Raw genomic sequence first — 20,183 nt, 5'->3', positions numbered from 1 at the left:
TGGCAGACACGTGGACCGGCCCCGGGGTGGACGCCCCGGGGCCGGCCGTCTTCCAGGGCGAGCGGCCCTGCCCGGGGTCGGCGCCTCAGCCGCGCCCCGGTGGCCCGCCGAACCGCTCGACGCCCTCACGGACATCGGCCAACGCGGGCGACAGGGCGCTGACGGACCCCACGGCACCGGCGATCAGCAGCAGCGAACGGCGCAGCCGGGGCACCTCGGGCAGCCCTTCGCGGACCATCGCGTCCAGGGCGGCCAGCTCGTCGTCGGCCACCGCACGATCCGGTAACTCGTAAGGCAACAGGGCCAGTTCGCGGCGGAGCCGGGCCACCGCGGTGCGCAGTTCGTACCTCCGCGGATCGACCCCGGCCACGCCGGGACATCCGCACCCCCCTTGCCTCTGCTCCACGACGACGGCGTCCTCCAGGGAAGTTGAGCGTTCGACAATGCGGGACAGTTAACGCCACGGTGCGGCGGATGCGCCATATGCGGGACGCGATCTGCTACGCCTGTTCGGCGGGGCGTGACCGCGTCCGGCCTTTCCCGCCGCGCGCCGTCGCGCACGGCGCACGTCCCGCGCAGTGCGCCCCGGAGAGCCGTCCAGCCTTCCCCGTAGGGGGCGGTGCCATTCCTCCGCACATCTGCTCCCCCGCCCCACCTTCCGCGTGAGCGTCCGTCGGGACAGGCGTACGGGGCGCCTGGACGGAGCAGCATCCTTCCGGGCATATCCGGTATATCCCAGAATCGGAGAACGCGATGGACTCTCAACGCGACCCGTACAGCGACCCCGATCCGGAGCACGGCCACGACGCGGCCCCCGACCGGCGCCACACCAGCGTGGTGCAACTCATCTGCCGCGCCTACGGACTCGCGGACGCCTCGGAGATCACCGTCGAGCACATACACCGGTACGTCACCGAGCGCCGCCTCGCGGAGCAGCGTACGCACCGTATCCGCGGCACCCTGCGACCGTGGATCCCCCGTCCGCGTACGGCGGGGGACGCGGGCTGACGTCCGCGGGTCGGGGCGGGCGCCGTCGGGGGGCTACGGACCGGTGCGACACCGGTGGGGCGGCGCCCGGCCCCGGGGGATGGCGGCATGGGGTATGCACTCCCCCATGACATCGACACCACGCCCGTCCGCCCCGGCACCGCACTCAGGGCGCCCGCCCCGCCCGGGGGAAGTGGCGGGGCTCCTGCTCGCCGCCGGGGGCGGGCGGCGGCTGGGCGGGCGGCCCAAGGCGTTGCTGGAGTTCCGCGGCCGACCGCTGGTGGAGCATGCGGCGCGGGTGCTGCGGGAGGGCGGCTGCGGCCCCGTCCACCTCGTCCTGGGCGCCGCGGCGCCCGAGGTGCGGGCCCGCGCCGACCTCTCCGGCTGCACCGTGCACACCAACCCCGACTGGGCCTCCGGGATGGGCTCCTCCCTGCGGACGGGCCTGGCCGCACTCGCCGGTTCGGGGGCCGGTGCGGTGCTCGTCGCCCTGGTGGACCAGCCGGGCATCGGGCCGGAGGCGGTGGCGCGGGTGGCGGCGGCGTACGACGGCCCGGGAGCCCTGGCGGCGGCCGCGTACGAGGGGCGCCGCGGGCATCCGGCGCTCTTCGGTGCGGATCGTTGGACGGAGATCGCGGCGACCGCCGGAGGCGACCGCGGCGCCCGCGACTACCTGCGCCACCACGGCACCGAACTGACCCTCGTCGAGTGCGCGGACATCGCCGCGGCGTACGACATCGACACCCCGGAGGATCTGCGCCTGCTCACGATTGAACTTCCGCGATAAGGAAACTAGTATCCACTGGCCAGAAGCGCCCTGAATCCGAACGGCGCCCGCGACCGTACGTCCGACCCTGCGGCACCCCGTGCCGTACGGGCCTCGGCGGCCGCTCGGCACCGCCGCCGAATGGAGTGACCGCTCATGTCCGCACCAGCGCCGTCCCCACTGGCCCTCGCCGACGTCGACCCCGCCCACGCCCCCGCGCGCCAGGACGAGGTCCTCACCGACGCCGCGCTCGCCTTCCTGGCCGAGCTGCACCACCGGTTCACCCCGCGCCGCGACGAACTGCTCGCCCGGCGCGCCGAGCGCCGCGCCGACATCGCCCGGACCAGCACCCTGGACTTCCTGCCCGAGACCGCACACCTCCGCGCGGACGACACCTGGCAGGTCGCCGCGCCGCCCGCCGCGCTCCACGACCGCCGGGTGGAGATCACCGGCCCGACCGACCGCAAGATGACGATCAACGCGCTGAACTCCGGCGCCAAGGTCTGGCTCGCCGACTTCGAGGACGCCTCCGCTCCCACCTGGGAGAACGTCATCACCGGCCAGCTCAACCTCACCGACGCCTACGAGCGCCGCATCGACTTCACCGACCCGCGCTCGGGCAGGTCGTACGCCCTGAGGCCCGCGGAGGAGCTGGCGACCGTCGTCATGCGGCCGCGCGGCTGGCACCTCGACGAGCGGCACCTGACGGTCGACGGCAAGCCTGTCCCCGGTGCGCTGGTCGACTTCGGCCTGTACTTCTTCCGCAACGCCCGGCGCCTCCTGGACCTCGGCAAGGGCCCGTACTTCTACCTGCCCAAGACCGAGTCGCACCTGGAGGCCCGCCTCTGGAACGACATCTTCGTCTTCGCGCAGGACTACGTCGGCATCCCTCAGGGCACCGTGCGCGCCACGGTCCTCATCGAGACGATCACCGCCGCGTACGAGATGGAGGAGATCCTCTACGAGCTGCGCGACCACGCCTCGGGCCTGAACGCCGGCCGCTGGGACTACCTCTTCTCCCTCATCAAGAACTTCCGTGACGGCGGCGCCAAGTTCGTGCTGCCGGACCGTAACGCGGTGACGATGACCGCGCCGTTCATGCGCGCGTACACCGAACTCCTCGTCCGTACCTGCCACAAGCGCGGTGCGCACGCCATCGGCGGGATGGCCGCGTTCATCCCCAACCGCCATGACCCGGAGGCCAACGAGAAGGCGCTGGCCAAGGTGGCGAACGACAAGGACCGCGAGGCCGGGGACGGGTTCGACGGTTCCTGGGTCGCCCACCCCGACCTCGTGCCGATCGCCCGGGCCTCCTTCGACGCGGTCCTCGGCGACCGGCCGCACCAGAAGGAGCGGCTGCGCGAGGACGTCGACGTCAAGGCGGCCGACCTGATCGCCATCGATTCCCTGGAGGCCAGGCCCACGTACCAGGGCCTCGTCGACGCCGTGCAGGTCGGCACCCGGTACATCGAGGCGTGGCTACGGGGCCTGGGCGCCGTCACCATCTTCGGCCTGATGGAGGACGCCGCCACCGCGGAGATCTCCCGCTCGCAGATCTGGCAGTGGGTCGACGCGGGCGTCGTCTTCGAGGACGGCGACCACGCGGGCGAGAAGGTCACCGCCGATCTGGTGCGTACCGTCGCCGCCACCGCGCTGGCCGACATCCGCGCCGAGGCCGGCGAGGAGGCGTTCACCTCCGGCCGCTGGCAGCAGGCCCACGACCTGCTGCTCCAGGTCTCCCTCGACGCCGATTACGCCGACTTCCTGACCCTTCCGGCGTACGCGCTGCTGGAGGGCTGAGAGCGGCGCCCGCACCGGCGGACGGCGGGGCCACGGCCGCGGCGGCGGGGCCCGCCCTCGCCGCCGGTCCGACGATGGCCGCGCCGTACGAGGAGTGGGGTCGGTCCTGGTGCCGGGTGCCGGGTGCCGCCGAGCCCGTTCGTCGTGGGAGTCCGGGGTCCACCGGTGTCGCCGCCTCCGTTGTGGCGGCGTCCCGGTACGACCGCCCGGCGCCGGGTCCCACGAAAAAGGTCCCCTCCTCGCATGAGGAAGGGACCTTGTCCAGAGCGCCCGGCAGGCCTTGCACCTGCATCTCCCACCGGTTGGTGGGCATCTTTCCTTGGACCACAGACGCAACGCTCCACCCGCCGTTCCCGGGGGCGAAGTTGCACCATGATCATATCGGATTGCAGCGGCTCCGCGCGCCTTCGGCCCGGTCAGCCCGGCTCGCCGTCGGCCCAGGGGTTTCCGTACGGCCCGACGAAGCCGCCGGGGCCTGGGGGTGAGGCGTTCCCGGGGTCCTGATCCGGGGCGCTCACGAGGCTCGGGGCCGGTGAGCCGGAGGGGCTGTCGCCGTGCCCGTCCGGGGACAGGCCGGTCCAGGGGTTCGGCTCCGGCGCGAACGAGGCCATCGGTCCGGGCCCTTCCTCATGGGGCGCTACGGGCACGAACTCACCGTCCTGCCATACCTCGGGGCCCTCCAGGCCGGTGGGTTCGTCATGGCTCTCCCCCGGACCGGTGAACTCGTCGCCGTGAAGGGAGGCCGGGGCATCCAACGAGGTATCGGCGGAAGACGACGGGGCGAGCGAGGACGTCGCCCCGGAAGGGGACGGCAGCCCGGACGAGGGCATCCGCTCGGGCGTCGCTCCCGACGGAGCCGGAAGCCCCGGCGACGGCGGCGCCTCGGGCAACGGCGACGGCCCTCTCGTACCCTCCGACGGCGGCCGCAGCAACCCCTCCACAGCACCCTCCAGGTGATCGGCAGGGGAGAGGGATCCGAGGTTCTTCGGGTTCATCCCGGTGTGCCGGGCGCCCCAGGCCCCGTTGAACGCCCCGTTGGCCGCGCCGGAGACCCAGTCGCCGGACAGGCCGAACGCGGCGTCCTGCGCGGCGCCTTCCGCCATGCCGGCCACCGCCCCGTATCCGCCCTGCCGGACCACGTCGGCGGCGCCGCGCACGGCGGGTCCCAGCCCGGCCGTACGGAGGCCCTTGCCCAGTCCGTGTCCGAGGGCGCCTCCGGCCAGGCCCGTGCCGAAGCCCACCGCGCCGCCGATCGCTCCGTTGACCGCGGCCACCGTGAGCTGCTGTCCGTCCAGCGTGCCGCGGTGCCCCTGCGCCAGCTCGGTGACCTGGGCCAGCAGCGCGAACCCCTCCTGCGCCAGCACCGATTCGGCGACCCGGGTCAGTACCCGTACGGCCGCCTGGCGCAGGAAGGCCAGGCAGAGCACCCGCGCGGCGGCGATCTCGACGGCGGCGGCCTCGGCGCCGCCGAAGAGGAACGCCACCGCGTCCACCATCAGCTGGACGGCGAGCACGATCAGCGCGCCGAGGATCTCGATGCGCAGCGTCTCGACCTCGTTCGCCAGGGCATCCAGCGCATCGGCCGCGCTCCCGCAGCAGCGGCTCGCCGTCGGCAGCACCGCACCGTCCTCGGCGCCCGGCCGCCCGATCAGCGTGGCGAGGAACGCGTCGACGCCCGCGCGGGTCGCGCCCTCCAGCCCGGCGTCCACGGCGCGCCACGCCTCGGTCACGTCCCGGACGCACTCGTCGAGCGCGTCGGCCACCTCGCGCCATGCGGCGGCCTCGGCGCGGAGGGCCGTCTCGTCGCCGGTGGGCCATTTGTTGCCGACGACCACCAGGAGGAGGTTCTGCAGGTCCGGCGGTATGTGGTGTGCGTCGATCACGATGCCGCGCCGCCCAGGTCGGCGAGGCGGCGCCCCAGGACCGTGACGGCCTCCAGCGCCGTGCCCTCGGCGTGGGCGAACGCGCCGCGCGTCGCTGCCAGATCATCTGCCAACTGCCGTAGTACGAGGTGCAGTTGATGGGCCGTCCGGACGAGATCGGCGCGGGGACCGGCGAAGGCGTCGCCGAATGCCTGGCCCAGCCCCGGGTCGTCGCCCCAGGGCGCGGGCCCCGACCGGGCCGTGGCGTCGTCCGCCTGTGCCGCGGCCCGCTGCGCCTCCCCGGCGGCGGACTCGGCGGCCTTGATCGCGGCGAGCAGTGCGGTGAAGTCGACCGCCAGCAGCCCCGAGCCGTCCGGCGTGGTGACGGGTCCGGGCGGCGTCAGGCCCGGGGCCGGGGCGGAGACCGGGGCGTTCCGGTAGCCACCGGCGGGCCCCGGTACCGCGGATTGAGGCGCCTTTTCGTGCTCCGGCGGCATACGCGTCCTTCGTGGCAGACATCGGCCGCCCCCGTCGGATCACGGCACCGGCTCCCTCGGTCCCCCGCAGTCCACCACCGGGCACGAGGGGTGCCGGGGCCCCTTAACAGCCTCCGAACGCGCACCGGCCGCCCCTTGGCGCACCGTTGACGCCGGGCCGCCGGCCGGGGCAGAACGGGCAGCAGATCATCACCTGATCAGCGACGCCGCCCGGCCGCGCTGCCGGCCGACCGGGGCGACGACCACGACACGTACCGCCGCCTCGTCCAGGATCTCGGCGGGAAGCCGCTGATCGCCTGCCGGGGAACCGGGCGTGGCTCCGGGCTCGGCCCCCAACGCCGGGTTGCGGAGCGCGCGTTCGCCCACCTGCACTGGTTCCCCCGCCTGCGAGTTCCACGGCAGCACGCTTACGTTGACGGCCCGATGGCCGCCCCTCAGGTCGGCTTGCGCCACACGGAGATGTGCTTCGCGGAGTCCTGGGTGAACGGCGCCCCGTCCCAGTCCGCGATGCGGCGTTCCCGTTCGAGCCCGGCGATCCGTGCCATCAGGTCAAGCTCCGCCGGCCAGGCGTACCGGTGGCGGGAGTTGCCGCGGCGGTAGCGGCCGTCGTCGCCGTCGCGGGTGAAGTGGTGCGAGACGAGAATCTGCTCGACCAGGTCGAAGGTGTCGAAGCCGAGATGCTGCTCGGAGACGTCGAACGGCACCGCGACCTGGCCGGGCGGCAGGAACCGCAGCGGCGGCACGCCCAGCTCGATGACGAATCGGCCGCCGGGTGCCAGATGACGTGCGGCGTTGCGGAAGCACTCGACCTGCTCGTCCTGCGAGAGCAGGTTCGTGATGGTGTTGTAGACGAGATAGACCAGGGTGAACTCGCCGGGGACGACGGTGGTGGCCATGTCTCCGATGACCACCGGGAGCGTGTCCTCGTCGGTCTTGCGCCGCAGGACCGCCGCCATGTGCGCGGACAGTTCGATGCCCACCACCGGCACGCCGCGTTCCCGGAGCGGGACGCCCACTCGTCCGGTTCCGATGGCGAACTCCAGTGCCCGGCCGTCTCCGGCGAGTTCGGCGAGGAAGGCGAGGGTCGGTGCGAGGACGGCGACCGAGGACATCTCGGTCTCCTCGGCGTCGTAGCGGTCGGCGGTCGCACGGGTCCACAGCTCACTGCTCGTCACGGCGGCCACTGTGCCCGGCGCCGAGGGCGCTGTCGACGCATTTACCTTCCACCGGCTCCGCTTCCACGGTTCCAGGGCGGGCCGGTACACACCTTTCAGGGCACGTCCGGCTCGGCCCTCACCCGGGGCATCGCGGCGTGCGGCACTTCGCGGGGCGGGGCACTTCGCGGGGCGGGGTGCGGAGCCGTCCCGGAGCCCTGGGCGGACGCCTTCCCGGGCGGCTGATCCACGCGGCGCCCGGCCTCCCCCGCCCCACGGCCAATACCCCACAACTCCCTTTACTTGTAAGGGAATCGCCGTGCGAACAGTTGTGCACGACGGGTATACGCCACCCCTCAAGCCTGGTAGGAAAGCTTCCTAACGATTGGGGAACCCCCCACAGCTCACTCCGGAATCGGAGGATCGAATGCGCTCCCGATCGATAGGGTCACGTGTGACCAAAATATCCACCCGCGTCGTCCTCGGCGTGGCACTACTCGCCGTTCCCGCGACCGCAGTCGCGGCAACGGCCATCCAGGGCGGCACGTCGGAGTCCGCCCCGCACTCGGCCCCGCACTCCGCTCACCCCTCGCGCGCGGCGTCCGGGCTCGACGACCCGGCGAAGAAGGAGATCGCGATGAAGCTGGTCTCCAGTGCGGAGAACTCTTCGCTGAACTGGAAGGACCAGTACAAGTACATCGAGGACATCGGTGACGGACGGGGCTACACCGGCGGCATCATCGGCTTCTGCTCCGGCACCCACGACATGCTGGAACTCGTCGAGCTGTACACCAAGCGCAAGCCGGACAACGTCCTGGCGAAGTACCTGCCCGCGCTGCGCAAGGTCGACGGTTCCGATTCGCACGAGGGGCTCGACCCCACGTACGCCAAGGACTGGAAGAAGGCGGCGCAGGACCCCGACTTCCAGAAGGCACAGAACGACGAGCGGGACCGGGTGTACTTCAACCCGGCGGTCAAGCAGGGCAAGGCCGACAAGCTCGGTGTGCTGGGGCAGTTCGCGTACTACGACGCGATCGTCATGCACGGCGACGGTGACGACGCGACCAGCTTCTCCGGTATCCGCAAGCGGGCGCTGAAGAAGGCGAAGCCGCCGTCGCAGGGCGGCGACGAGACGAAGTACCTCAACGCGTTCCTGGACGCCCGGGTGTGGGCGATGCAGCAGGAGGAGGCGCACAGCGACACCAGCCGCGTCGACACCGCGCAGCGGGTCTTCCTCAAGGACGGCAATCTCGATCTGCACACGCCGTTGAAGTGGAAGGTCTACGGCGAGGGCTTCCACATCGGCTGAGCCGGTGCGGGAGGGGGAAACCCCGAGGGGAAGCGGGCGGCGGCCCGCGGCGGAAACGGTCTCGGCCGTGTCCGTCGCGGGCCGCCGGTGCGTTCGGCCGCGGGCCGCCGGTGCGTTCAGCGGCTCTGGCCGGGCAGCCGGGGTGCGTCGTCGGCCGAGCGGCGGGCGGGCTGCGGCGGGACGGTCGGGGCGGCGGCCGGCGGGGCCGTGGCGTCCGGGGCGTCCGCCGGGCCGGGCGGCGAGGGCTCGCCGCCTCCGGCCTCGTCCTCCGTATGCCCGGTGGCCGCCGACCGGCCCCCGAGATGGTTGAAGGCCAGATTGAGCACGATGGCGATCAGGGCACCGGTGCTGATGCCGGAGTCCAGGACGACCAGCAGGTCCTTGGGGAAGGCGTGGTAGAAGTCCGGCGCGGCGATGGGGATCAGGCCGATGCCGACGGCGGCGGCGACGATCAGCGCGTTCTCGCCCTTCTCCAGCGCCGCCGTCGCGAGCGTCTGGATGCCGCTGGCGGCGACCGAGCCGAACAGCACGATGCCCGCGCCGCCCAGCACCGGCAGCGGCACCAGCGAGATCACCGAGGCGGCCACCGGGCACAGCCCGAGGAGCAGCAGGATCGCGCCGCTGGTCGCCACCACGAAGCGGCTGCGTACCTTCGTCATCGCCACCAGCCCGATGTTCTGGGCGAAGGCGCTGGTGGCGAAGGAGTTGAAGAGCGGGCTGAGGGCGGTGCCGAGGGTGTCGGCGCGCAGTCCGCCCTCGATGGTCCGCTCGTCGGCGGGGCGGCCGACGATCCGGCCGAGGGCGAGCATGTCGGCCGTCGACTCGGTCATGCAGACCAGCATCACGATGCACATCGAGACGAGGGCGGCGGCGTTGAACTGCGGTGCGCCGAAGTGGAACGGCGTCGGGAAGCCGAGCGGGGCGGCGTCGCCGAGCGCGGAGAAGTCGGTGAGGCCGACGGGGATCGCCAGCAGCGTCCCGGCGAGCAGCCCGAGCAGGATGGAGATCTGCCGCAGGAAGCCGTGCAGCACCCGCCGCAGCACCAGCACGCTCACGAACGTCGCCGCCGCCATCGCGATTTGGGTGAGCGAACCGTGGTCGGGGGACGACGCCTCGCCGCCCTGCGACCAGTTGAAGGCGACCGGCAGCAGGGAGACGCCGATGAGGGTGATGACGGTGCCGGTGACCACCGGCGGGAAGAAGCGGACCAGCCTGGAGAAGTAGGGGGCGAGGAAGAAGCCCAGCACCCCGGCGACGATGATCGCGCCGAAGATGACCGGCAGCGCGTGCTCCGGCCCCTGGGCCTTGCCGATGGCGACCATCGGGGTGACCCCGGCGAACGACACCCCGTTGACGAAGGGCAGCCTGGCGCCGATCTTCCAGAAGCCGAGGGTCTGCAGGAGCGTGGCGAGGCCCGCGGTGAAGAGGCTGGAGCCCACCAGGAACGACGTCTCTGTGGGGCTCAGTCCGCAGGCCGGGCCCACGATCATCGGCGGGGCGACCACCCCCGCGTACATGGCGGCCACGTGTTGCAGACCGCTGGTGAACATCGTGAAGGGCGGGAGGAGTTCGTCGACCGGATGGGTGCTCCGGTCCGTCTCCGGCGTCCGCGTTGCGGCCACTGCGGGCCTCCTGTCGTTTTCCGCGCGGCTCCTTCGGGGAGCGGCGCTTTGCTGTCACGGAGGGAGTGGTGCGGGTGGTGCGCGCGCGTCGGGTGCGGGCGCGGTGGGGGGTGCGAACGACCGCGCGGGTGGGCGGTGCGACACGGAACGCCGGTGGGCGGAGTGCGGGATGCGGCGGTGCGGTGCTCGTGGCGGGCACGGCCGCGGTACGAGGTGGTCCGGCGGCCCGGCGGCCCGGGGACGCGGGGTGCGCCCCGCGTCCCCGGGGTCCGGCGCTCGCGGCGCCACGAGGGTTCCGCGAGCCCGGCCGGGAGCCGTCCCTCCCGGCCGGGTCGGTGGGCAGCGCCGCGGGTCGCCCGGCGGCGCTACGGTTCAGGCGTCGCGGGGTCAGCCCCCGGCGGCGATACGGGTAAGGCGCCGCGCCTCGTCACGGGCGGCGCGGGCGACGGCGTCCTCGTCGACGCGGGTGAGGTGACCGTCCTCGACGACCGGGCGGCCGCCCACGAGGGAGAGGGTCACCGGTGCCGCCGCGCCGAAGACCAGCGCGGTGACCGGGTCGGCGATGGAGGAGTGGGCGAGGCCGTCCAGCTTCCAGAGGACCAGGTCGGCGAGTTTGCCGGGCTCCAGCGAGCCGAGTTCGGCGGCGCGGCCCAGGACCCGGGCGCCGCCGCGGGTGCCCAGCCGCAGCGCCTTGCGGGCGGTGAGCGCGGCTTCCTTGTGGGCGCCGAGGCGGTTGATGAGCAGGGCGTTGCGCAGTTCGGTGTGGAGTTCGCCGGACTCGTTGGAGGCGGTGCCGTCCACGCCGAGGCCGACGGGCACCCCGGCGGCGAGCATGTCGGGGACGCGGGCGATCCCGGCGGCGAGGCGGGCGTTGGACGACGGGCAGTGGGCGACGCCGGTGCCGGTGCGGGCGAAGGCGTCGATGTCGGCGTCGTTCATATGGACGCAGTGGGCCATCCACACGTCGTCGCCGAGCCAGCCGGTGGTCTCGAAGTAGGCCGTCGGGCCCATGCCGAACAGCTCGTGGCAGAACGTCTCCTCCTCCACCGTCTCCGAGCCGTGGGTGTGCATCCGTACGCCCTTACGGCGCGCCAACTCGGCGCTCTGCCGCAGGAGTTCGGTGGAGACGGAGAAGGGGGAGCAGGGGGCGGCGGCGATGTGGACCAGGGAGCCGAAGGAGGCGTCGTGGTGGGTGTCGATCGCCTCCTCGGTGGCGAGCAGGGCGCCTTCGGTGGTCTCGACGGCGAAGTCCGGGGGCAGCCCGCCGTCCTTCTCACCGCGGTCCATCGAGCCGCGGGCGAGGGTGAGGCGGGCGCCGATCGCGGCGGCGGCCGCCAGCTCCGCGGCGACGAGGTCGCCGGCGCCGCGGGGGAAGACGTAGTGGTGGTCGCAGGCGGTGGTGACGCCGCCGCGGACCATCATGCCGAGGGAGCCCTGGGTGGCGGCGGCCAGCATCGGCGCGTCGATCCGGGCCCACGTCGGGTAGAGCGCGACCAGCCAGTCGAAGAGATTGTGGTCGGTGGCGAGGCCGCGGGTGATCCACTGGTAGAAGTGGTGGTGGGTGTTGACCAGCCCGGGGGTGACCAGGTGGCCGGTGCCGTCGATGCGGCGGGTGACGTGCGCGAGGCCCTCGGGGGCCGGGCCCGCGCCCACCGCCTCGATGGTGTCGCCGGCGATCACGAGGTGCCCGGTGGGGTGGACGGTGTCGTGGGAGTCGACGGTCGCGACGGCGCAGTTCTCGATGACGAACCGCTCGGTCGCGCTGTCAGGGGATGCCGGTGCTGCCATGGGGGCTCCTGCTTTCGGTACGGCGGTCGCGGGCACGGCAAGGCCCTACGAAAGGTGAGTGCCGGAGCCGGACGGGGCGGCTGACAGCACCGCCGTCCGTGGGGTGCTCCGGGTGCCGAGATGGTGGAAGAACAGGTTGAGCAGCAGGGCGACCCTTTGGCGGTGGTTTCCGCGATGGCGAGCATCGGGGTGATCCCGGCGGAGCTGGCCGCGTTGACGAAGGGCAGGCGGTTGCCGACGGCCTTGCGGATGCCGAGGGTCTGCAGGAGCGTGGCGCATCCGGCGATCAGGAGACCGGCGGCGATGAGGCGGGTGCGGCCGGCGGCGTCCAGACCGACGGCCTGGCCGATGATGAGCGGCGGGGTGACGACGCCTGCGTACATGGCGGCGATGTGCTGGAGGGCGGCGGGAATCAGCCGCTTGGGCCCCGGCTTCTCGTCCACGGGGTGGACCGATGGGGCAGGTTGATGCCGGTCGTGCGGGAGCTGTGCCATGGGTGGGTCCCCTCAAGGATTCGCGGCCCCTCCCCCCTGGGCGCGGGGAGGGGATGCGAGGCACGGCGCTGCGTCCAAGCCGTCAGAGGTTGGTCAGATCCTGGGGGATCAGGGCTTCGACACCGTCGCGCAGAACAGTGGCTTCGATCAGGCCGTACGGGCGGTCCGCCGCGTGGTAGACGGCGCCGTCGGCGGCTTCGTTCTTGAGACCGAACGGCTCCAGGTCCACCTTGAAGTGGTGCTTGTTCGGGAGCGAGAAGCGGATCTCGTCGATCTCGGAACGGTTGTTGATGATGCGGGACCCCATTTGGTACAGGGTCTGCTGGAGCGAGAGGCTGTAGGTCTCCGCGAACGCCTCCAGCATGTGCTTCCTGACCTGGGCGTAGGAGCGTTCCCAGTGGGGCATCCGCTGGTCGTCGTCGGTCCAGTTGAACCGCCAGCGGCTGGAGACCTCGGTGGCGAGGATGCGGTCGTGGTCCTCCTTGAGGGTCGTGTACTTGTCCTTGATGTAGCCCCGGAACTCCGAGTGGGTGGAGTTCATGACGACGAGGTCCTTCAGACCGGAGATGACCTGCCAGCGCTCGCCGTCGTAGGTGATCTCCGACAGCCGGGTCTCCTGGCCCTTGCGGACGAAGGAGTGCTTGACCTCGTCGGCGCCGATGAAGCGGGAGTTGCCGTCGGAGGTGGCGATCCGCTCCCAGGCGTACTCCTCGATGCGGATGCGGGCCCGCTTGATCGGTTCCTGGCTGGTGACGAAGTGGCGGGCGAGGTGGATGCCGAACTGCTCCGCCGACTCGATGCCGTGTTCCCTGGCGAAGGCGTACACCGTGTTCTTGGTGGTGTCGGTGGGGAGGCAGTGGGCGTTGGAGCCGGAGAGGTGGACCTCTTCGAGGTCGCCGGAGAGGGCGACGGAGACGTTGAGGTCCTTGATGTGGTGGGTGTCGCCGTCCCGGACGATCTTGACGACGCGGTTCTCCGCTTTGCCGTACTGGTTCTGGCCGAGCATCACAGGGCGGGCAGGGCGGTTGGCGGTCATGTCGGTGCTAGCTCCCTCGGTATACGGAGTAGCCGAACGGGTTGAGCAGCAGCGGTACGTGGTAGTGCTCGCCCGGCTGAACGGCGAAGGTGATCGCCACTTCCGGGAAGAAGGCACCGCTGTCCCTTACGCGGGGGGCGTCCTGCTGTTCCTCGGCTTGCTGACGGGTGCGGGACTCGAAGTACTCCTCGACGGCGAAGTCGAGGCGTACATGGGTGGTGCCTTCCGGCAGGGCCGGAAGGTCCTTGCAGCGTCCGTCGGTGTCGGTCGCGGAGGCGCCGTGTGCGTGCCAGTCGCCGTCGCGTCCGGAGCGCACGGCGAGCGTGAGGGCGACGCCCTCCGCGGGGCGGCCCACGCTGGTGTCCAGGATGTGCGTGGACACCGACGTCGGTGCGGCCGTCTCGCTGCTCATGCGGGGTCTCCTTCGGCGGTCTGCGTCATACGGTGCAGACGGATGCGGTTGATCTTGCCCAGCTCCGCCCGGACGATCTCGCGTTCCCGCTCCGGCGCGTTGCCGATGCGGTCCCGGGCGGCGTCCCGCATCTGTTCCCCGGTGCGCCCGGAGGCGCAGATCAGGAAGGTGTGCCCGAACTTCTCCTGGTAGGCGAGGTTGAGTGCGAGCATCTCCTCCTTGAGCGCGGCGGAGGCCGAGGCCATGCCGCTCTGCTCGCGGGAGGAGGTGGGGTCGCCGGGCTTCGGCCGGCCGATGGGCGGGTGCCCCGCCATCGCCTCCGCCAGGTCGTCCGCGGTCAGCTCCGCCGTGGCGGCGTCGCCGGCTGCGTACAGGGCGTCGGTGGTGGCGTAGGGGCGACGGGCGGCGAGTGCGCTCCCCCATGCCCGGCTGGCGCAGACCTCGTGCAGTGCGGCGAGGGCCGTACCGTCGTCGGCCGCGTTGAACCGGGCGAGGCCCGGGGTCGTACTCGAAGACACGGGAAGCCTCCGTGGCCTGATGCTGATGACTCTGCTCGGCTGGGGAACAGCTAAGACCTCCGGCAACATCACGTCAACACTTTGTTGAAAAGTCGGTAACGGAAAAGCCGCCGCCCGGGTGTTCCGGACGGCGGCTTGTGCCGATCGGCCGCCGTGATTCGGCCGTTGGGGCTCAGTCCTCCCGCTTCGCGGCGTTCTCCCTGTTCAGGTAGTTGTAGACGGTGAAGCGGCTGACACCCAGCGCTCCGGCGACGGTCTCCACGCCGTGGCGGACGGAGAAGGCGCCGCGGGTCTCCAGGATGCGGACGACGGACTGCTTGGTCTTGCGGTCGAGTTCGGCCAGCGGCACACCGTGGCGGCGTTCCAACTCGGCCAGCAGGTGATCGAGGGATTCCGACAGGTGCGGCAGACGCACGGCGACCCGTTCCTCCCCCTCCCAGGTGAGCACGACGTCGTCGCCCTGGGCGAGACCGGGGGCGACCATCTGCCCGCCCATCGCGTCGACCAGCGGTTTGACCGCCCGGACGAACGGGTGGTCCGCGGGGTCCGTCACCTGACACCCTCCCCGGACCCGGCGGCGTCGACCACGTTGACCTGGAGGGAGACGCGGGTGGCGCCCGCCTCCAGGGTGTCGCGCAGCAGGACGGCCACCGCGTCGAGGACCCGTCCGGCGTCGCCCTCGGCGGTGTTGCCGAACGGGCCGACGTCGACGGCGTCCAGCCCGGCGCCCATGACGACCTCCCGCGCCACCACCGCATGGTCGGGCGCCTCGTCGAGATCGAACGGTTCGGTCGTGAACTCCAGCTTCAATCGCACTGCGCCCCCATGGCATCGCTCTGACCTGTATGCACTCTCAGCCCTCCACCCGAGAGGGCACATCCGGGGCACATTTCCTCGTCAGACGCCGAAGGCCCGGTCCACCGCCGCCCCGGTCCGCTCCTCCGACTCAGGGAGGAGGTGGCTGTAGACGTTCAAGGCCATCGCGGCATTTGGTGTGCCCCAGACGCTCCGGGACGACCTTAACGGACTCTCCTGCGGCGACCGCAGGGACGCAGAGGCATGCCGTGGAGCATGGGGCCCGGCGCCCTTGGGAATCTCGACCTCGGCGACGCCTGGGCGTCAGATCTGCTCGCAGAAGGGGGACGAGTGGATCGGCTCACCCTTTTCGTTCCGAAACGGAATTCGTCCCCGTCGACGGCGGAAGTTATCGAGATGCCCCTTGAGTCATTCCACCGCGCTCCCGGGCAGCAGCATCAGCCCCGCCGCCCCGGTTCGGCCGCGTTGCGGCGGAGTTCTTCGTTGAGGCGCTGAGCCTCTTCGAGCTGGTCTTCGAGGATGACGATGCGGCAGGCCGCGTCGACCGGGGTGCCCTGGTCGACGAGTTCGCGGGCGCGGGCCGCGATGCGCAACTGGTAGCGGGAGTAGCGGCGGTGGCCGCCTGCCGAGCGCAGGGGGACGATGAGGCGGGCCTCGCCGACGGCCCGCAGAAAGGCCGGGGTGGAGCCGATCATCTCCGCCGCCCGGCCCATGGTGTAGGCGGGGTAGTCGTCGTCATCGAATTTGTCGGTGGCGCGCGGGGGGTTTTCTCGGGTCATCGAACCTCTTCAGGGGACGCGTTGAAGGACCCCGACGCCGTACCGCGCCAGGGCCCGAGGATTTCCACGCCATCTGCCGGGACGTGTCCGGCCTTCCGCCTCCGTGCACGCGCCCGAGGGGCGGGGGAGCGGGGGTCGCGGGGCAGTGGCCGGAGGCCGTCTTCCGGTCGGGCCCTGCGGTGCCCGGGCAGGCCGGGCCGCATGCGGACGATCCTGATGGCGCCTGCTCCTCGCCTTCTTTTCGTACGGCTCTTCGGTGGTGACACCGTGCGGTGGTGGCCGGTGGCCCTGGAGTCGCCCGGCCCGGCGGGCTGCTGCGCCCCTCTCCCGCGACGGCCCCGGGGCGGGCCGGCGCGGACCGCCTCCGGCATCCCACCGGTCACCTTACTGATTTCGTTGACTATGAGAGAAATACTAAGCACACGAAACAAGAGTGTCTACTGTGCCCAATGGAGATTTCAGCCGTCGATCGGCGATGCAGGCCCGGTATTCCGTAGGGGCGGCGGGGCGGACGGTCCGGGTGCCGGTGCGCGCAAGGAAGGGGGCAGGCCCGGCGACGCGGGGAGCGTGGAGCCGACCCACCGGCGGACCGTGCCGGGCCCCGTAGGGCCGCGCGGCCGCACGCACCCCCGGATCCCGGCCCCGGACCGGGTCGGCGGCGTCCCCATTTCCGGGTGCTTTACCGCACGCGGACACCCCGAATATCTCATGCCGCAACTGCAGAAATGGTCGGACGGCGCGGTAGGGGTCTCCCGGCCGGGAAAGCGTGCGGAGTCATGTTGCTGTGCAGGTCCGCCGGTCCCGTGCTAGCGTCGAAGTCAGTTGCAGTTGTGGTTCCCAAAGACTTCAAGTGCGCTCGCCCCTTTACCGGGCGGGAGCGCTTTTGTATTTTCCGGGTCATTTTTCCGGACGGGGCAATCATCGCGGCGACGCGGAGTCCGCAGGGTGCGGGCTCCGGGCACTGCCCCGAAGGAGAAAAAACATGGCCAACGGCACCGTGAAGTGGTTCAACGCGGAAAAGGGCTTCGGCTTCATCGAGCAGGAGGGCGGCGGCGCCGACGTCTTCGCCCACTACTCGAACATCGCCGCCCAGGGCTTCCGTGAGCTGCAGGAGGGCCAGAAGGTGACCTTCGACGTCACACAGGGCCAGAAGGGCCCGCAGGCCGAGAACATCGTTCCCGCCTGACGCCTACGCGTACACTGAGCCGGGGCCCGCACCTTGGGTGCGAGCCCCGGCTCGCTGTTTTCCGCGCTTCCCCGGACGCGGGCACGACCGCCGCGCGGTACCGCTCCCCGCCTCTGAAGCGGCCGCGGTGTGGCGCGGGGCGGAAATCCGGCCCCGCTCCGCGATCCGGCAACGGCATCACTTTTCTCCACGGCCGTGCCGGTCAATTCCCGAAGGCCGGGCCGATATCGTTCCGCCCCGCCTCGTCTCAGCTTTTTACCGGTTCGTTCTGGCGATTCCCCGTGTACGGCTCAGCGCCGTCGGGAATTCCTCGACGCGCCGCATCGAGGAAGGTTCGCCATGAACCGCACAGCCCGAACGCATGACCGTTCCCACCGCTTCGGCTCCGGCCGTGGCTCATCCGGCCGCTCCGGCTTCTCCCCACAGGCATCGAAGCGCTCCGGCGGCAACCGCCGTCCCGCCGCACCGCAGGGCGAATTCGCGCTGCCCGTGACGCACACCCCCGCCCTCCCCCCGGCCGAGACCTTCGCCGAGCTGGACATGCCATCCGAGCTGCTGACATCGCTCACCGCGCAGGGAGTCACGGCCCCGTTCCCCATCCAGGCCGCCACGCTGCCGAACTCCCTGGCCGGACGCGACGTCCTGGGCCGCGGGCGCACCGGTTCCGGCAAGACGCTCGCCTTCGGCCTCGCATTGCTGGCCCGCACCGCCGGCCGACGGGCCGAACCGCGGCAGCCGCTGGCGCTGGTCCTGGTCCCCACCCGGGAGCTGGCCCAGCAGGTCACGGACGCGCTCACCCCGTACGCCCGGTCGCTGACGCTGCGGCTGGCCACCGTCGTCGGCGGGATGTCGATCGGCCGGCAGGCCGGTGCGCTGCGGGGCGGCGCCGAGGTCGTGGTCGCGACGCCGGGGCGCCTGAAGGACCTCATCGAGCGCGGCGACTGCCGTCTGGACCAGGTCGCCGTGACCGTGCTCGATGAGGCCGACCAGATGGCCGACATGGGCTTCATGCCGCAGGTCACCGCGCTGCTCGACCAGGTCCAGCCCGGGGGGCAGCGGATGCTCTTCTCGGCCACCCTGGACCGCAACGTCGACCTGCTGGTCCGGCGCTACCTCACCGACGCCGTCGTCCACTCCGTCGATCCCTCGGCGGGCGCGGTCACCACGATGGAGCACCACCTGTTGCAGGTGCACGGCGCGGACAAGCACGCCGTTGTCACGGAGATCGCCGCCCGCGAGGGCCGGTCGATCATGTTCCTGGACACCAAGCACGCCGTCGACAAGCTCACGAAGCACCTGCTGAACAGCGGTGTCCGGGCCGCCGCCCTGCACGGCGGGAAGTCTCAGCCGCAGCGCACCCGCACCCTGGCCCAGTTCAAAACCGGCACCGTCACGCTGCTGGTGGCCACGAACGTCGCCGCCCGCGGCATCCACGTCGACGACCTCGACCTCGTCGTCAATGTGGATCCGCCCACCGATCACAAGGACTACCTGCACCGCGGCGGCCGCACGGCCCGCGCGGGCCGCTCCGGCAGCGTCGTCACGCTGGTGCTGCCCAACCAGCGCCGCGCGATGGACCGCATGATGGAGCACGCGGACATCACCCCGAGCTCCACCCGGGTCCGCTCCGGCGAGGCCGAACTGACCCGCATCACCGGCGCCCAGACCCCGTCGGGCATCCCCGTCACCATCGCGGCCCCGGTCGCCGAACCGGTCAGGCGTAGCGGCTCCTCCACCCGCGGCCGCCGCTCCCGCTCCGCCCAGGCCCGGCGCTCCGCGGGAGCGTCCCGGTCCACGGCACCCACATCCCGCGGCCGGGCCGCGTAGCACGGACCCCGAGGCCCGGGGCGTCACCGCGGGAGGGCCGGCCGATGCGTCATACGGCTCCTCCCGGCAGTGGCACCCCGGGCCGTCCCGGCGGGCGCGGTGGCACCATCACCACCCGCCAACGCCACGGCAGCAGACCGGCGACGGCACGTCCGTCAGCTGCGTCCCTACACTGACCCCGCTCCTGGCCGCGCCGGCACTCCGTTTCCGGCTTCCCTCCGAACCTGTTGAGGCATTATGCGCTGCGTCATCGCCCGCTTCCCCTTCGACCTGATCAAGACCGAGGTGCAGGACGCGATGAAGGGCATCACACCCGAGCCCGTCACGGGAGACTCCGTCCTCATCGGCCGCCGCCACTACCCCGTCAAGCAGGTCGGCGAGGTCATCACCCGGCAGGACCGCCGCGACTTCACCGCCGGCGAGGTCACCCGCGCCCTGACCCGCCTCGGCTTCACCTGCCATTCGGCCGCCGCCCCCGTCCCCCCGTCCCCCGCCACCCCGCTGGAGGCAGCCTCCGCCCTCCTGGGGGACCCGCCCCGGAGCTGATGAGCCGCGGCGGCGCGGCCGCCTGACGCGGCCGTATCACCGCGGTAATGGCCATATCACCGCTGTAACAGAGGAGTTGGACCGGCGTACCCCGGGGAACGGGGCACAGCGAAGGCTCAGGTCGAAGACCTGAGCCTTCGCCATTTGGGGGCGGGCTTGCTCCACCCGGGCCGTCGGCACCCCCGGGGGCAGCAGAGCTTCACCGACCGGGTCCGCCAGGGCCTGCCGTCGACGTCCCGCCAGCTGCCCGGAGGACGGCAAGCGGGACTCGGATTCGTCGGATCCCGGTTCACGCATCAGGGCTGGAGGCCGCGCCCCAGCCACGCATGCGTCCGCAGCTTCCACGCGCCCGGCACCACCCGGCCGCGCACGCCCCACGCCCTCGACGTCCTCGGCGGCGGGCTGGCCGGGTCCACCGTCCTGACCCGGAAGAAGGAGAACTTCAAGAACCGCGACTTCGCGCCCGGCTTCCGTATCGACCTGCACCACAAGGACATGGGCATCGTCACCGACGCGGCCCGCAACGTCGGGGCGGCGCTGCCGGTCGGCGCGGTCGTCACGGGCCTCGTCGCCTCGCTGCGCGCCCAGGGGGACGGAGGGCTCGACCACTCCGCCCTGCTGCGCGGCGTGGAGCGGCTGTCCGGGCACACCGCCGACGCCTGATGGGCGGCGCGCCGCGGCGCGTCCCCGCCCTGCGCGGCGTGGTCCTGGTGGGGCGTCGGCCGCGGCGTACGCGGCGGCCGGGGGCGGGCGGCTACGGGCGGTGGCCACCGCCGCCGGTCCC

The 20,183-nt window shown here is 72.1% G+C and carries 20 protein-coding genes and 2 pseudogenes; 8 read left to right on the top strand and 14 right to left on the bottom strand.

Annotated elements, in window-relative coordinates:
* Positions 1 to 85: 85 nt before the first annotated feature.
* On the bottom strand, positions 86 to 370 hold the full coding sequence (locus tag OG422_RS25315; RefSeq protein ID WP_143942725.1) for a DUF5955 family protein: 285 nt from the start codon (positions 368 to 370) through the stop codon (positions 86 to 88).
* Between the two features lie 383 nt (positions 371 to 753).
* Here OG422_RS25315 and OG422_RS25310 point away from each other — a divergent pair, with 383 nt between their 5' ends.
* The 3 genes from OG422_RS25310 to aceB all read left to right on the top strand — a co-directional run bounded on the left by OG422_RS25310 (position 754) and on the right by aceB (position 3,553).
* Positions 754 to 1,008 (top strand): hypothetical protein, encoded by a 255-nt coding sequence (locus OG422_RS25310; RefSeq protein ID WP_405745922.1) that lies wholly within the window; start codon positions 754 to 756, stop codon positions 1,006 to 1,008.
* 172 nt (positions 1,009 to 1,180) lie between these two features.
* Positions 1,181 to 1,774 (top strand): NTP transferase domain-containing protein, encoded by a 594-nt coding sequence (locus tag OG422_RS25305; RefSeq protein WP_405747979.1) that lies wholly within the window; start codon positions 1,181 to 1,183, stop codon positions 1,772 to 1,774.
* Positions 1,775 to 1,909: 135 nt separating this feature from the next.
* Positions 1,910 to 3,553: a malate synthase A gene (aceB, locus tag OG422_RS25300; protein ID WP_405745919.1), complete on the top strand. Its 1,644-nt coding sequence runs from the start codon at positions 1,910 to 1,912 to the stop codon at positions 3,551 to 3,553.
* A 416-nt stretch (positions 3,554 to 3,969) separates the two neighbouring features.
* Here the strand turns inward: aceB and OG422_RS25295 are convergent, their stop codons facing one another.
* From OG422_RS25295 to OG422_RS25280, 4 genes are all read right to left on the bottom strand, one after another.
* A complete protein-coding gene (locus OG422_RS25295; protein ID WP_405745917.1) occupies positions 3,970 to 5,436 on the bottom strand; it encodes a hypothetical protein in 1,467 nt (488 codons plus the stop codon).
* The gene (locus OG422_RS25290) at positions 5,433 to 5,912 is read right to left on the bottom strand and encodes a hypothetical protein (protein WP_405745915.1); all 480 of its coding nucleotides are present in this window, start codon (positions 5,910 to 5,912) and stop codon (positions 5,433 to 5,435) included. Before OG422_RS25290 ends, OG422_RS25295 begins: the two co-directional genes overlap by 4 nt.
* A gap of 189 nt (positions 5,913 to 6,101) precedes the next feature.
* Positions 6,102 to 6,278 carry a hypothetical protein gene (locus tag OG422_RS25285; protein WP_405745912.1) on the bottom strand — a complete coding sequence of 59 codons (177 nt, stop codon included), beginning with the start codon at positions 6,276 to 6,278 and terminating at the stop codon, positions 6,102 to 6,104.
* 68 nt (positions 6,279 to 6,346) lie between these two features.
* On the bottom strand, positions 6,347 to 7,087 hold the full coding sequence (locus OG422_RS25280) for a class I SAM-dependent DNA methyltransferase (RefSeq protein WP_405745909.1): 741 nt from the start codon (positions 7,085 to 7,087) through the stop codon (positions 6,347 to 6,349).
* Between the two features lie 406 nt (positions 7,088 to 7,493).
* Here OG422_RS25280 and OG422_RS25275 point away from each other — a divergent pair, with 406 nt between their 5' ends.
* Entirely contained in the window at positions 7,494 to 8,375 is an 882-nt protein-coding gene (locus OG422_RS25275) for a chitosanase (protein WP_405745907.1), read from the top strand.
* Positions 8,376 to 8,491: 116 nt separating this feature from the next.
* On the opposite strand, the gene OG422_RS25270 is transcribed toward OG422_RS25275, so the two are convergent.
* The 9 genes and pseudogenes from OG422_RS25270 to OG422_RS25230 all read right to left on the bottom strand — a co-directional run bounded on the left by OG422_RS25270 (position 8,492) and on the right by OG422_RS25230 (position 15,840).
* Entirely contained in the window at positions 8,492 to 9,997 is a 1,506-nt protein-coding gene (locus OG422_RS25270; protein WP_405745904.1) for a nucleobase:cation symporter-2 family protein, read from the bottom strand.
* Positions 9,998 to 10,384: 387 nt separating this feature from the next.
* Complete coding sequence (locus OG422_RS25265) at positions 10,385 to 11,785, bottom strand: 8-oxoguanine deaminase (protein WP_405745901.1); 1,401 nt, start codon at positions 11,783 to 11,785, stop codon at positions 10,385 to 10,387.
* A 152-nt stretch (positions 11,786 to 11,937) separates the two neighbouring features.
* A pseudogene (locus OG422_RS25260) lies at positions 11,938 to 12,279 on the bottom strand (solute carrier family 23 protein); the annotation flags it as partial.
* An 82-nt stretch (positions 12,280 to 12,361) separates the two neighbouring features.
* Positions 12,362 to 13,315, bottom strand: coding sequence for a factor-independent urate hydroxylase (pucL, locus tag OG422_RS25255; protein ID WP_405745899.1), 954 nt, complete (start codon positions 13,313 to 13,315; stop codon positions 12,362 to 12,364).
* A gap of 7 nt (positions 13,316 to 13,322) precedes the next feature.
* A complete protein-coding gene (gene uraH / locus OG422_RS25250; protein WP_143943611.1) occupies positions 13,323 to 13,727 on the bottom strand; it encodes a hydroxyisourate hydrolase in 405 nt (134 codons plus the stop codon).
* The gene (gene uraD, locus OG422_RS25245; protein ID WP_143943612.1) at positions 13,724 to 14,245 is read right to left on the bottom strand and encodes a 2-oxo-4-hydroxy-4-carboxy-5-ureidoimidazoline decarboxylase; all 522 of its coding nucleotides are present in this window, start codon (positions 14,243 to 14,245) and stop codon (positions 13,724 to 13,726) included. The genes uraH and uraD overlap by 4 nt, the downstream gene beginning before the upstream one ends.
* A gap of 172 nt (positions 14,246 to 14,417) precedes the next feature.
* The gene (locus tag OG422_RS25240) at positions 14,418 to 14,798 is read right to left on the bottom strand and encodes a helix-turn-helix domain-containing protein (protein ID WP_143943613.1); all 381 of its coding nucleotides are present in this window, start codon (positions 14,796 to 14,798) and stop codon (positions 14,418 to 14,420) included.
* A complete protein-coding gene (locus OG422_RS25235) occupies positions 14,795 to 15,049 on the bottom strand; it encodes a hypothetical protein (protein WP_405747978.1) in 255 nt (84 codons plus the stop codon). Before OG422_RS25235 ends, OG422_RS25240 begins: the two co-directional genes overlap by 4 nt.
* Positions 15,050 to 15,498: 449 nt before the next feature.
* Positions 15,499 to 15,840 carry a MerR family transcriptional regulator gene (locus OG422_RS25230; RefSeq protein WP_405745894.1) on the bottom strand — a complete coding sequence of 114 codons (342 nt, stop codon included), beginning with the start codon at positions 15,838 to 15,840 and terminating at the stop codon, positions 15,499 to 15,501.
* Positions 15,841 to 16,822: 982 nt separating this feature from the next.
* Between OG422_RS25230 and OG422_RS25225 the strand changes: the two genes are divergently transcribed.
* From OG422_RS25225 to OG422_RS25210, 4 genes and pseudogenes are all read left to right on the top strand, one after another.
* On the top strand, positions 16,823 to 17,026 hold the full coding sequence (locus OG422_RS25225; protein ID WP_143944633.1) for a cold-shock protein: 204 nt from the start codon (positions 16,823 to 16,825) through the stop codon (positions 17,024 to 17,026).
* 339 nt (positions 17,027 to 17,365) lie between these two features.
* Complete coding sequence (locus OG422_RS25220; RefSeq protein WP_405745890.1) at positions 17,366 to 18,853, top strand: DEAD/DEAH box helicase; 1,488 nt, start codon at positions 17,366 to 17,368, stop codon at positions 18,851 to 18,853.
* 237 nt (positions 18,854 to 19,090) lie between these two features.
* Positions 19,091 to 19,399 (top strand): SCO5918 family protein, encoded by a 309-nt coding sequence (locus tag OG422_RS25215; RefSeq protein ID WP_405745887.1) that lies wholly within the window; start codon positions 19,091 to 19,093, stop codon positions 19,397 to 19,399.
* 378 nt (positions 19,400 to 19,777) lie between these two features.
* Positions 19,778 to 20,062 (top strand): annotated as a pseudogene (locus OG422_RS25210) (NAD-binding protein); the annotation flags it as partial.
* Positions 20,063 to 20,183: the final 121 nt, after the last annotated feature.

The sequence above is a fragment of the Streptomyces sp. NBC_01525 genome (assembly GCF_045040405.1).
Lineage (GTDB): Bacteria > Actinomycetota > Actinomycetes > Streptomycetales > Streptomycetaceae > Streptomyces > Streptomyces benahoarensis.
This window is presented reverse-complemented; position numbering and strand designations above follow the sequence as displayed.

Excerpts from the sequence above, each read along its gene's own strand:
- OG422_RS25215 (WP_405745887.1), top strand. The coding sequence starts at position 19,091 with ATGCGCTGCGTCATCGCCCGCTTCCCCTTCGACCTGATCAAGACCGAG.
- OG422_RS25220 (WP_405745890.1), top strand. The coding sequence starts at position 17,366 with ATGAACCGCACAGCCCGAACGCATGACCGTTCCCACCGCTTCGGCTCC.
- OG422_RS25225 (WP_143944633.1), top strand. The coding sequence starts at position 16,823 with ATGGCCAACGGCACCGTGAAGTGGTTCAACGCGGAAAAGGGCTTCGGC.
- OG422_RS25265 (WP_405745901.1), bottom strand. The coding sequence starts at position 11,785 with ATGGCAGCACCGGCATCCCCTGACAGCGCGACCGAGCGGTTCGTCATC.
- OG422_RS25275 (WP_405745907.1), top strand. The coding sequence starts at position 7,494 with ATGCGCTCCCGATCGATAGGGTCACGTGTGACCAAAATATCCACCCGC.
- OG422_RS25310 (WP_405745922.1), top strand. The coding sequence starts at position 754 with ATGGACTCTCAACGCGACCCGTACAGCGACCCCGATCCGGAGCACGGC.
- OG422_RS25290 (WP_405745915.1), bottom strand. The coding sequence starts at position 5,912 with ATGCCGCCGGAGCACGAAAAGGCGCCTCAATCCGCGGTACCGGGGCCC.
- aceB (WP_405745919.1), top strand. The coding sequence starts at position 1,910 with ATGTCCGCACCAGCGCCGTCCCCACTGGCCCTCGCCGACGTCGACCCC.
- uraH (WP_143943611.1), bottom strand. The coding sequence starts at position 13,727 with ATGAGCAGCGAGACGGCCGCACCGACGTCGGTGTCCACGCACATCCTG.
- OG422_RS25230 (WP_405745894.1), bottom strand. The coding sequence starts at position 15,840 with ATGACCCGAGAAAACCCCCCGCGCGCCACCGACAAATTCGATGACGAC.
- pucL (WP_405745899.1), bottom strand. The coding sequence starts at position 13,315 with ATGACCGCCAACCGCCCTGCCCGCCCTGTGATGCTCGGCCAGAACCAG.